At 41.7% G+C, this 13,696-nt stretch carries 10 protein-coding genes; 2 read left to right on the forward strand and 8 right to left on the reverse strand.

What is annotated here, in order from left to right; genetic code table 11:
* Positions 1-9: 9 nt before the first annotated feature.
* The 4 genes from BT_RS07570 to mutY all read right to left on the reverse strand — a co-directional run bounded on the left by BT_RS07570 (position 10) and on the right by mutY (position 3,870).
* On the reverse strand, positions 10-648 hold the full coding sequence (locus tag BT_RS07570; protein WP_162303165.1) for a 4'-phosphopantetheinyl transferase family protein: 639 nt from the start codon (positions 646-648) through the stop codon (positions 10-12).
* Positions 649-713: 65 nt separating this feature from the next.
* Entirely contained in the window at positions 714-2,066 is a 1,353-nt protein-coding gene (locus BT_RS07575) for a gliding motility-associated protein GldE (protein WP_008762280.1), read from the reverse strand.
* 74 nt (positions 2,067-2,140) lie between these two features.
* Positions 2,141-2,626, reverse strand: a complete 486-nt coding sequence (locus BT_RS07580) for a single-stranded DNA-binding protein (RefSeq protein ID WP_011107825.1) — start codon at positions 2,624-2,626, stop codon at positions 2,141-2,143.
* Between the two features lie 197 nt (positions 2,627-2,823).
* On the reverse strand, positions 2,824-3,870 hold the full coding sequence (gene mutY, locus BT_RS07585; RefSeq protein WP_162303166.1) for an A/G-specific adenine glycosylase: 1,047 nt from the start codon (positions 3,868-3,870) through the stop codon (positions 2,824-2,826).
* 209 nt (positions 3,871-4,079) lie between these two features.
* Between mutY and BT_RS07590 the strand changes: the two genes are divergently transcribed.
* Positions 4,080-4,355, forward strand: coding sequence for an HU family DNA-binding protein (locus BT_RS07590; RefSeq protein WP_008762277.1), 276 nt, complete (start codon positions 4,080-4,082; stop codon positions 4,353-4,355).
* A gap of 282 nt (positions 4,356-4,637) precedes the next feature.
* Entirely contained in the window at positions 4,638-6,212 is a 1,575-nt protein-coding gene (locus tag BT_RS07595; protein WP_008762276.1) for an Rne/Rng family ribonuclease, read from the forward strand.
* 327 nt (positions 6,213-6,539) lie between these two features.
* Here BT_RS07595 and BT_RS07600 read toward each other — a convergent pair whose 3' ends face one another.
* The 4 genes from BT_RS07600 to BT_RS07615 form a co-directional block, all read right to left on the reverse strand.
* Positions 6,540-7,631, reverse strand: a complete 1,092-nt coding sequence (locus BT_RS07600; protein WP_008764801.1) for an OmpA family protein — start codon at positions 7,629-7,631, stop codon at positions 6,540-6,542.
* Positions 7,632-7,708: 77 nt separating this feature from the next.
* The gene (locus BT_RS07605; RefSeq protein ID WP_008762274.1) at positions 7,709-10,546 is read right to left on the reverse strand and encodes a hypothetical protein; all 2,838 of its coding nucleotides are present in this window, start codon (positions 10,544-10,546) and stop codon (positions 7,709-7,711) included.
* 492 nt (positions 10,547-11,038) lie between these two features.
* Positions 11,039-11,977, reverse strand: a complete 939-nt coding sequence (locus tag BT_RS07610) for a tyrosine-type recombinase/integrase (RefSeq protein WP_050547408.1) — start codon at positions 11,975-11,977, stop codon at positions 11,039-11,041.
* Positions 11,978-12,603: 626 nt separating this feature from the next.
* Positions 12,604-13,692, reverse strand: a complete 1,089-nt coding sequence (locus BT_RS07615; RefSeq protein ID WP_008764800.1) for an OmpA family protein — start codon at positions 13,690-13,692, stop codon at positions 12,604-12,606.
* Positions 13,693-13,696 lie beyond the last annotated feature (4 nt).

Raw genomic sequence — 13,696 nt, forward strand, 5'->3', positions numbered from 1 at the left:
AAAGATGCTTCATGAAATAGTGACAGTCCACGTCAAAACAAAGTCCGGACAAATACGATAACCGACGGTGAACAATTGCTGCCGTTCCGTTGCATACTCCCGCACCTGGAATACCCCTTCGCTCTGAGGAATGAAATGTGATAAACAAAGTTTCCGAAGATCAGCGTCAGCATTTTCCATTGATTTGAAGATTGTCTCCTTTGCCGACCAATGCAACAGCATACTCCAAGTCTCATCTCCCTGATAAGGTTCTACTCGCTCGTCGGAACGGATAAAACGATCGTATACTCTTTTCACACGCTGTCCATATTGCTCAATATCAATGCCTACAGGAGCTACGGAACTAAGTATCACAGCTACATACCCCTTTGTATGCGAAATACTGATAAAAGAAGAATTGTCTGTCAAATGCGGCTTTCCTTCCGATGAATATCCTATCTCTTTATCTTCCTGCAACATGGAATATAGCAGCACACGGACAGACAACCATTCCAGTTTCCTTCGGTCCGAAGTAAAACGCTGCATTTCCTGCTCACAAGAAACTCTTCGGACATCGGGCAGAAGACTAAACAGTGTATCCAAAGATTCCTCCATCTTCCAGACAGACCACTGCATATCAACCGTTTTATGTTGCAGAAATAATCCCATCGTTTTTGGTTTATAATTTCTTCTCCGATTATAGTTTCTCCGCCCGAACAGGTCTTATCTACTCATCACTCCTTACTCTCCGACTCATCCATCTCCTTCGGAAGAATCGTGAACTTAACCTTCAGAATACGGCGGCTATCCATCTCCAGCACCTCAAACTCATAATTGTGATAAGTCACCTTCTCATGCAATGCCGGAAACTCACCTTTTATTTCGAGCAGCATGCCCGCCAGCGTATCAGCGTCACCTACTACCTTTTCAAATTCATCTTCATCGACTTTCGCAATCTTATAGAAGTCAGTCAACTGTGTCTTTGCTTCAAATATCCATGTATGATCGTTCAGCACTACATACGTGCGCTCTTCATCGTCATATTCATCATGAATCTCGCCTACGATTTCTTCGATAATATCCTCCATTGTCACCAGTCCGGAAGTACCTCCAAACTCATCCACCACAATGGCAATATGTATCTTATTCGCTTGAAAATCACGAAGCAGATCATCAATCATCTTCGTCTCCGGCACAAAATAAGCAGGGCGAATCAATGATTGCCAACGGAAATTATCTCCCTTATTGACATGTGGCAGAAGGTCCTTGATATATAGCACACCCTTGATATTATCCCGCGAACCGGAATAAATAGGGATACGTGAATAAGCATTTTCAATGATACACTGCATCACTTCTTTGAAAGGGGTACGGACATCCAGATCGACCATATCAAGACGAGATGTCATCACCTCTTTCACAGTCTCACCACCGAAGCGGATAATTCCTTCCAAAATATTATTTTCCTCAGAAATTTCAGCTTTGTCCGTCAATTCCAATGCATGAGAAAGTTCATCCACAGAAATATTATGATTCTTCTTGGCAAAGTGCTTATTCAGAAAAGTGGTAGAACGCACCAGCATAGAAGCAACCGGATGAAACAGTTTCTCCAGAAAATAGATTCCCGGAGCGGAGAAACGGCAAAATGCCAATGTCTTTTGTGCTGAATAAATCTTCGGCATGATCTCTCCAAACAACAATAACAGGAAAGTCAGGATTACAGTCAGTATAATGAACTCCGCCAAGGGAGAATGAAACACGAATACATTCATGAAGAAGAAGTTGCAGAGCATGATAATGGTCACATTCACAAAATTGTTAGTGATCAGTATCGTAGCCAGAAGCCGTTCGGAATCTCCAAGGAGTGCGCTGATCTTTTCGTCAGCAGGATGATTGTGTTCGTCAATATCATTCAAGTCCGAAGGAGAGAGTGAGAAAAAAGCTATTTCAGAAGCCGAAGCAAAGCCGGAAGCAAGCAGGAGCACACCTGCCAGTACTATGGCGATAATAGCAGAGATTGAAGGAGTGTTTACGGTAATACCGTTGAAAATTTCAGCCAATTGGCTTAAATAACCATCTGAGTCCAAAGAGTATGTATTTTAGTTAAACAAAAGATAATGTGCCAATCAGCCATCAGCCTATTGACACATTATCACAGTATCTAAAACGGCAAGTCATCTGCCGGATTATCTTGTATCGGCTGTGCCTGTGACGGCTGCGCCTGTTGTTGCGGCTGTTGCGGCTGTTGCATCTGCTGCGGCTGCTGAGCCTGTGTTGCAGATGGTTGAGGAGCTCCCGCACCTGTATTAGCCCCTTTCGGAGACAACATTTCCATATTGTCCACAAAAATCTCAGTGATATAACGCATAGCGCCCGACTGATCACTATATGAACGGGTTCTTATTTTCCCCTCCAGATACAGTTTGTCACCTTTGTGCACATATTTGTCCACAATCTCAGCCAAACGGTTGGATGCAACAATATTATGCCATTCCGTTCTTTCGGGAATCTGGGTTCCATTGGCCAATGTATAGCCACGATCAGTAGTAGCCAAAGGGAAAGTTGCCACTGCCGAACCTGTATCGAAATATTTCACCCTAGGATCTTGTCCTACGTTTCCTATCAATATCACTTTATTTACTGACATACATGTATCAAGTTTATGATTCTATTATTTAAATCTGCTGCCAAAATTAAACAGAATAACAATAGTATGCAAGTATTTTAAGTAATAAGTAAAAAGTAGGTAATAAGTAATAAGTAATAGGTATTAAGTATTAACCATTCGGTTTATAGCGCAGCTTATTACCTATTACCCATTACCTATTACTTATTACCTACTTTTTACTTATTACTTATTACCTGAATTAAGGTCTGCACCAACTTGGAAATCGCATACTTGTCCAATTCCTCCAATCGTATTCTCTGAAAGTTAGCGAAGGACTTCGTGTCTTCGGGCAAAGCCACTTCATACAGGTTGGCATAGATGACCCGATGTGACAACACGTGCTTCACACCCCGGCAGACTAAGCGTATCACCGGATTCTCACCCGATGCTATTAATGACCTAAATTCCGGCAATGCAAGAAACTCCTCTTCGGACAAAGCAACCGGAGTTTCTATCAGTGGCAGTTCAAACAAGTTCTTCCATATATCGTTTGCCGTCCGCTTATTTATATAGGTATGCGCGCCCGCACGTACATAGATATAATTAAAGTAACGGTTCGTCGTCTTTGTCTTGTGTTGTTTCACCGGAAGCTGAGTCACCCTTCCTGTTGAAAGTGCCGAACAACTATCCGCCAACGGGCAAAACAAACAATCGGGTGACTGTGGAGTACACTGTATCGCTCCGAAGTCCATAATACCCTGATTATAAAGAGCCGGCTGTTTCTTATCCAGCATTTCATCCGCCAGAGCAGCAAACAGTTTCTTTCCTTCCGTCGAGTCAATCGGAGTATCAATGCCGAAATAACGGGAAAGTACCCGATACACATTTCCGTCTACCACCGCATAAGGCATACCGTAGGCAAAAGAACAGATAGCTGCCGCCGTATACTCCCCTACTCCTTTCAGCGCCAGCACTTCGGGGTATGTTTCCGGAAAAACTCCATTCATACTTTTGGCCGCAGCATGCAGGTTGCGGGCACGAGAATAATATCCCAGTCCCTGCCAGTATTTCATCACCTCATCCTCGTCAGCGTCTGCCAATGCCTTCACATCAGGAAAACGTTTGATAAACCGGAGAAAGTAATCATATCCCTGCGCCACCCGTGTCTGCTGGAGAATAATCTCCGATATCCAGATCCGATACGGGTCCGACGATTCTCTCCAAGGCAAATCACGCTTGTATTCTTTATACCATTCAACTATAGCCTCACTAAAAATATTCATTCCTGATTTCGATCTATCATCTAACATTTATCTCGTATATACTATCCAAAAGCAGTACAAAAGTAACTCTTTTGTCTCTAAGAAAACTTAATGCCTCCACTTTTTTAGAAAAATGTGCAGAATATATTTTTTTAGGAGACCAAAAAGCTATATATTTGCAGTCCAAAAAATTAGCAAGAACCTAGTAATAATATTTTTTTTAAGGAAAAATGACTAAAGCAGATATTGTAAACGAGATTACAAAGAAAACCGGTATTGATAAGACAACAGTTCTTACAACAGTTGAAGCATTTATGGAAGCTGTTAAAGACTCATTGTCTAACGATGAGAATGTATACCTTCGCGGGTTTGGTAGCTTCGTAGTTAAGAAAAGAGCTCAAAAGACAGCTCGTAATATTTCTAAGAATACTACTATCATCATTCCAGAGCACAACATTCCGGCCTTCAAACCGGCTAAGACATTTACAATTTCAGTAAAGAAATAATAAACAAGAGTATTAACCCATAAAATGTGAAGCTATGCCAAGCGGAAAAAAGAAAAAAAGACATAAAATGTCTACGCACAAGCGTAAAAAAAGACTAAGAAAGAACAGACATAAAAGCAAAAAATAATTTTTAAGTCTGATCAAACAGAATAAAGAACAAACTTGCGAAGCTACATGTCTTTCAAGTTTGTTCTTTGTTTAAGTAGCTAACCCTAAATGAACATTTTGTCAAAAAAGTTGTTCATATAAATGAGATTCAATCAATAATAAGAAAGCAAAACAGTGACAAGTGAAATTGTAATAGACGTACAGCCCAAAGAGGTCTCCATCGCCCTTCTCGAAGACAAGAGTCTGGTGGAACTTCAAAGCGAAGGAAGAAACATTTCTTTCTCAGTGGGCAATATGTATTTGGGACGTATCAAGAAATTGATGCCCGGACTGAATGCATGCTTTGTAGACGTCGGTTACGAGAAAGACGCTTTTCTTCATTATCTTGACCTGGGTCCTCAATTTAACTCACTCGAAAAGTTTGTAAAGCAGACTTTAAGCGACAAAAAGAAGCTGAACTCCATCAGTAAAGCAACCCTACTTCCTGACCTGGACAAGGATGGCACAGTGGCCAATACATTAAAGGTCGGACAAGAAGTGGTGGTGCAAATCGTTAAGGAGCCTATCTCTACCAAGGGACCGCGACTGACGTCCGAAATTTCGTTTGCCGGACGCTATCTGGTACTGATCCCTTTTAATGATAAGGTTTCCGTTTCGCAAAAGATTAAATCGAGCGAAGAACGTGCCCGCCTGAAACAACTGTTGATGAGCATCAAACCGAAAAACTTCGGTGTGATTGTCCGCACAGTGGCCGAAGGCAAACGCGTGGCCGAACTCGACGGAGAGCTTAAAGTCCTGATCAAGCATTGGGAAGATGCAATGGCGAAAGTACAGAAAGCCACCAAGTATCCGACGTTGATTTATGAAGAGACCAGCCGCGCCGTAGGTTTGTTGCGCGACCTCTTCAACCCTTCTTTTGAGAATATTCACGTCAACGACGAGGCTGTGTACAATGAAATCAAAGACTACGTGACACTGATCGCACCCGACCGGGCAAACATCGTGAAACTGTACAAAGGCCAGCTTCCCATTTACGACAATTTCGGTATCACCAAGCAGATTAAATCATCGTTTGGTAAAACAGTCTCTTACAAGAGTGGTGCCTATCTGATTATTGAGCACACTGAGGCGCTTCACGTAGTAGACGTGAACAGCGGTAACCGCACCAAGAATGCCAACGGGCAGGAAGGTAACGCACTCGAAGTAAATCTGGGAGCCGCCGACGAACTGGCTCGCCAACTGCGATTAAGAGATATGGGTGGTATCATCGTCGTGGACTTCATCGATATGAATGAAGCCGAAAACCGTCAGAAGCTTTATGAACGAATGTGTGCCAACATGCAGAAAGACAGGGCACGGCATAATATTCTGCCGCTCAGCAAATTCGGGCTGATGCAGATTACACGCCAACGCGTGCGTCCGGCAATGGACGTCAACACGACCGAAATCTGCCCTACCTGCTTCGGAAAAGGTACTATCAAATCGTCCATTCTCTTTACGGACACTTTAGAGAGTAAAATTGATTATCTGGTCAACAAACTGAAGGTAAAGAAATTCTCGTTACACGTCCATCCGTATGTCGCCGCCTTCATCAATCAGGGACTCGTTTCCCTCAGACGGAAGTGGCAGATGAAATACGGATTCGGTATCAAGATCATTCCAAGTCAGAAACTCGCTTTCCTGCAATATGTGTTCTACGATACACATGGAGAGGAAATCGATATGAAGGAGGAAATCGAGATTAAATAACAGAAAAGGCGGCCCATTCAGTATGAGTCGCCTTTTTGTATAAAAGAGGATGTCCGTGGGAAAAAGGGAGACATCCTCCAACAGGAAATAGGTAAGAGAAAGGAGTACTTTCGCAAGCACCACCTTTCCAACTATTCCCCAATGTAATCTTCACATTTAAGTGAAGAAAGGGTTATTATTGCAGAAGTACGGACTTTCACAAGTACGGACCTCTTAAGATTCTCAGAGAGAACACCTTATATAAATGATATATATAAAGAAGTGGGGAAAACTCTCTCATGAGAAATAGGGAAATTTTAAATTCTTAATAGCCTTTGTGTGCCATATTTACTCAGCAATACAGATACTTACCCGATTTTCTTCAGGAGTATTATATGGCTGAACAGTATCACCTTTATAAGCAACTGTAATTCTATCGGCAGCAATACCTTTTGCTTTCAAAGCTTCCACTACATTATTCGCACGTTTTTCCGATAATTTGCTGTTGATTCTGGCATTACCAGTTCCTTTGTCTGCATATCCTGTCACGCTCACTTTAGCAGTAGCATTCTTCTCTAAATATTCTACTAGAGAAGCAATCTTGGCTTGCTGATCGTCCTGAATCTTTGCAGAGTTTATGGCAAAGAAAATATTCTGCTTCAACGGTTCAATCACCACTTCCTTTTTGGGTTGCGGTTGTTCTACTACAGGAGCCGGTTTGGGTTGTTCCGTCACTACCGGTTCCGGTTCGTAATAGACCGGAGCGGTTTTAGTGTAGCTTTTACCCAGTCTGATACTTACACCGACAAGGGCATTCAGTTGCCAGTCACAGTTACCGGCCTTCTTGGAGTTGAACTTATCAGACAAGGCGTTGGCATTCGCTTCGATGTTAATAGACAAGCGGTCATTCAAACGAAGGTCGCAACCAAGACCGAAACGTCCGGCAACGAGAAACTTACCTTCCTGCCAGAGATATTCCATCTCATAAGTACGGGTATCGAGCGCATTTGCTTCATCGTTGTCAAAACCACGGTTCAGCCCTGCTCCGGCAAAAAGATAGCCATTGAACACACGCTTCGGATTGAAACCACAGAACAAAGTACTGAGATCCGCCATGATGTCTACATTTCCTTGCAGATATTTATATTGGTAGGTCTGTTGCGGATTCACCCATCCCCCCTTTGCCTGCCAGCCACTTACACCAACACGTGCGCCGAATGCGGGAGCAAACTTATAACCGACATTAAGAGCTGCTGCCGGAGAAATAAGATCAGTGAATTTTGCTTCACCTACGGTATGGGCTGCTCCTATTTGTGCTTGAATGAACCAATGAGGTTTGAAAGAAATCTTTTCAGGTTCCTTGATACGCTGTTCCTGGGCGGAAATTGGCAATACACTGATAGCCATTATACCTATCAACAGTTTTCTTCTAATGCTCATAATTGATTAATTTACATTAAACATAAAGCGCCTCTCATTAGAGAGAAGCGCTTCATTATATTTAAGTTCAAAAAGAATTAGTTACCTAATGTCTTTTCAACCGGGATAATCACATAAGACTTAACTGTACCCCACTTGTAAGTGACAGTAACAGGTAATCTCAAGTTGAATGCACCGACAGCGTTACCATTGTTTGTATATGTAACGGTACCATAAGTATCCTTAGCAGGAGCTGCAGGAATAGGATTAACCGTAGTACCAGTTTGAGTAATTACCAGTTGTGAAGTAACCTCAGACAACTTCTTAGAATTGATATCGTTACCATTCAAGTCAGTAGTAATATTAGGTATATCAACTGTAATTAGCTCGATTCCATAATAACCGAAGTAGTTAGCTTTTACTGTTGTGCTGAATGCTTGGTTTCTCCAATCAGAGAAGCTCAACAGGTCGAGCATATTAACTGTAGAACCATTATCAACAGCATCTTGGAACTTACCTTCACCGGCAATTACATCAATCGGACGCAAGAAGTAAGCCATATATTCACCGTTAGTGATAGGCAACTCTAATGCACATTCACCGGTAGTTGCTTTAATGTTAATCCAAGCATAGAATCCGGCAGATGGAACTGAGTTGTGACTTGCAATATTCAACAGGTCTTTTGCAAAGTCTGTATTTTGATAAGTGACTACACCATCAGCATCAATCACTGCTACATTTTGAGTCGCAGCACCGGCAGTAGCTTTCAATGTCAAGCCATCATCACTAACTGATAATGTATATTCAGTACCGCTCAAACCTTTCTCTTTACGATTTACGTTCTTAGATGCAAAAATATACTTGTAAGCAGTAGCACCTGTGATAATAGGTTTGTTTCCTTCAAATGTGTTATCCAAGTCAACTGCAAATGCACAGTCATCAGTCAGAGTACCCGGAACAACTACATTCAGACGAACGTAAGTCTTATTAGCATCCCAGTATTCAGCGATCTTGTTAGAAGCAGGAATTGTAACAGCGGCAATTGCATTAACCTTAGTAGACAATGTGATAGTTACATCGCTGTAAGAATCTTCATAACCAGCTTTCGGTTTGTAAGTTACAACAGCCTTCAATGAGCCAACATCAGAAGTCTTCGCCAAAGCTAACTTCATATCGGCCTGAGAAATAGTCCACTTCAACAAGTCAGTTTGTGTAACTTCTCCAGCATCGGCAACCTCAGTAACCACACCATCGCCGGTATACAACGGATTGGCAGCTTCATAGATAGTCTTGAACATCTTATAGTCCATACCCAACTTGTTATAAACCTTCACATTCATTTGTTCAACTGTCAATGCGAATACTTTATCATCACATTGGTTAGTGAATGGATCAAATGTGAACGGAGCGTCAATAGCAGGAGCCTTATCTTTAGTGATCATCACTTTAATCCAACCTGTGCTGACCACTTTATTATTAGCTTTCGTATCCAACAGCTGAACACGTACCAATGGCTGACGACCTACGGCAGCATACGGAGTAGCTGTTTCATTAAACAATTTCGGATACAAAACCGAACCTGTCAATCTAGCGAAATCACTTTGGTTAGTCTGATTAGTACCATCAATATAAGCACACAAATGGAAATCATACTTCAAGCCTAATTTTGCCAGTTCCGCAGCAGACATAGTCAAATCTGTTTTATTAGCAGCCACGTCATCATAACAAGTGATAACTTTGTCAGCAAGATCGATACCGGTAGTTGAGTTATAAGCAACTTCATAGTCTGCGTCAGCCTTGATAGCATCATCTGCCTTACCAGAGGTTGTTCCATACAAGTGATGTTGTGCAGCAGCTGCAGCTTTTTTAGCCTTGTCACCCAAAATCACGTTTTCATAATCTGTTGCGTAGATAGCTCTATACTCATCAGTAATTGTATTACCAGCTTCTGTTTCTACACGGATAGCCAAAACAGTAATCTTAGAACTTGAGATAGCTTCAATCAACTCAGTAGTAGCCTTGAAGTAAACAGTCAAAACACCGTCTTTTACTTCATAGCTTTCAACTTCCGGATTAGAAGCAGCTGCTCTAGTTTTATTAATATACTCTTTATCTGCAGAAAGTACAGTGATCTTCTTAATCTGTTCTTTAGTTGCACTTGACGGATTCAGATAATAAGTACCCGCAATAACCGGACGAACATAAGAATTTGTAGTAGCTTTTTCCCATACTTCACCAGTAGCAGTAGCCGGATTACAGCTAGTGGTTTCACCCCAAGCTTTGTAAACGACTTTCAAAGCCTTCATTGAAGGAACGCCTCCCAGATAAGCATCCGGTTCGAAGCCAAAGCTTGTAATAGGCAACACATCACAGATCATCAAATTAACAGGTTCTGCATTACCATATTTAATAGCCCAGCCATAAGTTACGCCATCTGTAGTCATTTCTGTGATAGTCAGCGTACCTTGCTTAGGTATTGTAACCCCGGTAGCAACACCGTCATATTTTACAACGCCATCTTCACCAACAGTCAATTTGGTAGCATCAAACTTGGTATCAGTGTCAGTATCTGTAAAAGTAATAGTCTTAGTCTGTTTATTACCTTTGTCATCGGTCAAAGTAATAGTAGCTTTATTACCATCCTGAGATACATCCAAAGTGTACGTAGTATTCGTATCGTTATCAGGGATCGTATAAGTAGTAGGAGTCCCCGATTGATCTGTTACTGTCAATACACCATTAGCAAAGGATACCGATTTCACATAAGCCAATGCTCCGAACTTGGTATTCAAGTCAGCTAATGTTTTTTCGACTGCATCCACACGTTCGCTCAGACCATTGATGTCGTCATCGTAGTCTTTACAAGATGTAAATGTGCCCGTCGAAGACGCTAATAACGCTCCAAACAGGACTGCATTTAAAAACTTTTTGTTCATAATAAAAAAACTTTTAATTTATAAATTAAATAATAAAAATATAATCTCTCGATGTCGATTCAATAATCCCATGTGTTGTCCCCATTCATTTTTAGTGTAACCTCCTTTTCTTTTTTTGTTTTACCTGTGTCCATGCTCCATAGAGGATGAACAAGAAACTTACTCCCAATACTTTTTGCCCGTTACTTCATAGGTAACGGGCAAACCTTTGTCCTGGCTCTCATGAAGCCTTCTTTATGAAAAACTGTATGATTTAGTAATGAAACTTATTTACCCCTGCTTCAAAGAGGAGGCAGAGGGGAGGGAAATCTTTGAATATAATTAGAAGGTTATAAAGGTCTAATAAAAAGAAATCCGCCGTTTTATCGTGTTATTTCTCTTTTTTTAGTAGTTTATCAGAAAAAATATCTTTTTTGTTTGCATGTTTTCCAAAATATCTCCATCTTTGCAACGCTGTTTAGCTCCGTTACCTATGAAGTAACAGGCTTAAATTCAACACATTGCTATTGGAATTGAGCGCTTTATAAAATCCACCACCTTTTTATTGGCTTCATCTATTTTCTTATTCCGAAAAGGTTTGAGATACGTCTCGGTCACTGTGATCGAAGAGTGTCCCATAGCTTCAGAAATAACGCCCGGGTGAATTTCACAATAGTAAGCTGTCGTTGCCCATGTATGGCGGGCAGTATACGAACTAAGTTTATCCCCCAGTCCTAACATTTCACCTAGCAACATCAGTTGTCTATTGAAATTGCGGAGTGCCAACTGGTATTCATGATAAGCCTCCTTCGTCCCTTCCCGACTATTTAATAACGGAAATAAATAAGGAGATGACGTATCACGATTCATATACCTCTTTAATATAGCCATCGCTTCCGGAGTCAAAGTCACTGACAAAGGGCGCCCGGTCTTCCGCCTGCGGTAAGTAATCACATTGTCGTGCAAATCACTTTTACGCAAATAAGCAAGATCGACAAAAGGCAGACCACGAAGCAGAAACATCAAAACGAACAATTCCTGCGTACGACGCATGTCAGATGTCACAGCGGACGACTGCGGCAATTTGGTGAATACTTTCTGTATGTCTTCGGTATCCAATGCACGCTTACGGTCCGCACGGGTGCCGGTATATACAGAACGAAACAAATGCGGTACATAAACAGCCCCACGACAATCTACCGCACGATTATAGACCGCACGAAATGTGCGTAAATAGGTGGAAACAGTGTTCCAGCTACATCCCCGGCCACGAAGGTGAATCTCGAAGCCTTTTATCCACTCTGGGGTTACTTCATTGAACGTAAAATCCCCTTTCCCACGATAAGCAATGATGGCATTGAGACTGCTACGATAAACGTGCGCAGTACCAAAGTTTCCCCCCATCTGTAGTCCCTTGGCTACTTGCTTCATAAATGCTACTACTTTTAACATTTTAATCACTATTAAATAAATTACGCGATAAATATAAGAGTATTTTCGTAACCGAAGCCACCCAATACACATATATTCATTGATTTTAGAGCTGTATGGACAGTATGTTAATCAATGTTCGATCTGTATAATAACAAAAAGAAGGTGTGTCAAAAGTAACTAAATTTCCCTCCTTCAGGAAGGAGGGGTGGCTGAAAGCCGGGGTGGTAGGTGTACTTCACAGCTGAAGATCAATAGCTTATATATTCACCTACCACCTCCCCCTACGGGTACTCCTCCTTCCTGAAGGAGGAGAGTTTAGTTACTTTTAACTTTTGATACACGTACCTTCAGATACAAAAAAACAAAAGAGGATGCCTCCAGGGAAAAAAGGGCAGGCATCCTCCTTGGGGCAGAATAAGGTACACTTTCACAAGTATAATCTTATACTGTTACCCCCTGATACAATTTCTTCACATTCAAGTGAAGAAAGGGGTCTATTGTGGAAACACAGACTTTCACAAGCCCGCACTTCCTATTCATCTCATGTGAGGATTCTCGTACGAATACGAAAAATGTGGGAAAAAACACCTCACATGAGAATAGGGAATATCTTTTTTAAGAAAAGAGAGTTATAATCACAAATATTATTCCGCTATACAGATACATACACGGTTTTCTTCAGGTTTCTGATAAGGCTGCACCGTATCTCCCTTATAACCAATAACAATTCTATCAGCTACCACTCCTTTAGCTTTCAACATCTCAATCACATTCTTTGCACGTTTTTCCGACAAAGTCATATTGATATTCGGGTTACCGGTTTCCTTATCAGCATATCCTGTCACACTTACCTTGGCGGCAGAATGTTTCTCCAGATATTCTACTAAAGAACTAATCTTGGCTTGCTGATCGTCCTGAATCTTTGCAGAGTTTAAGGCAAAGAAGATATTCTGCTTCAACGGTTCAATCACCACTTCCTTTTTGGGTTGCGGTTGTTCTACTACAGGAGCCGGTTTGGGTTGTTCCGTCACTACCGGTTCCGGTTCGTAATAGACCGGGGCGGTTTTAGTGTAGCTTTTACCCAGTCTGATACTTACACCGACAAGGGCATTCAGTTGCCAGTCACAGTTACCGGCCTTCTTGGAGTTGAACTTATCAGACAAGGCGTTGGCATTCGCTTCGATATTGATAGACAGGCGGTCGTTTAGGCGAAAGTCGCAACCAAGGCCGAAACGTCCGGCAACGAGGAACTTACCTTCCTGCCAGAGATATTCCATCTCATAAGTACGGGTATCGAGCGCATTTGCTTCGTCATTGTCAAAACCACGGTTCAGTCCTACTCCACCAAAAAGATAGCCGTTGAACACACGCTTCGGATGGAAGCCACAGAACAAAGTACTGAGATCCGCCATGATGTCTACATTCCCTTGCAGGTATTTATACTGATAGTTCTGACGTGGATTGACCCATCCCCCCTTTGCCTGCCAGCCACTTACACCGACACGTGCGCCGAATGCGGGAGCAAACTTGTAACCGACATTAAGAGCAGCTGCCGGAGAAATAAGATCAGTAAATTCTCCTTCACCTACAGTATGTGCAGCTCCTATTTGTGCTTGAATAAACCAATGAGGTTTAAATATCGTTTTACTTTCTTCTTTGATACGTTGCTCCTGCGCAAATGCTATTGTAGTACTCAACGCATATACAGCAACTAATATTTTTTTTATATTCATAATC

It is taken from the genome of Bacteroides thetaiotaomicron VPI-5482 (genome assembly GCF_000011065.1).
GTDB lineage: Bacteria > Bacteroidota > Bacteroidia > Bacteroidales > Bacteroidaceae > Bacteroides > Bacteroides thetaiotaomicron.

Coding starts and splice junctions, on each gene's coding strand:
- mutY (WP_162303166.1), bottom strand. CDS start 3,870: ATGAATATTTTTAGTGAGGCTATAGTTGAATGGTATAAAGAATACAAG.
- BT_RS07610 (WP_050547408.1), bottom strand. CDS start 11,977: ATGTTAAAAGTAGTAGCATTTATGAAGCAAGTAGCCAAGGGACTACAG.
- BT_RS07580 (WP_011107825.1), bottom strand. CDS start 2,626: ATGTCAGTAAATAAAGTGATATTGATAGGAAACGTAGGACAAGATCCT.
- BT_RS07615 (WP_008764800.1), bottom strand. CDS start 13,692: ATGAATATAAAAAAAATATTAGTTGCTGTATATGCGTTGAGTACTACA.
- BT_RS07590 (WP_008762277.1), top strand. CDS start 4,080: ATGACTAAAGCAGATATTGTAAACGAGATTACAAAGAAAACCGGTATT.
- BT_RS07605 (WP_008762274.1), bottom strand. CDS start 10,546: ATGAACAAAAAGTTTTTAAATGCAGTCCTGTTTGGAGCGTTATTAGCG.
- BT_RS07600 (WP_008764801.1), bottom strand. CDS start 7,631: ATGAGCATTAGAAGAAAACTGTTGATAGGTATAATGGCTATCAGTGTA.
- BT_RS07570 (WP_162303165.1), bottom strand. CDS start 648: ATGGGATTATTTCTGCAACATAAAACGGTTGATATGCAGTGGTCTGTC.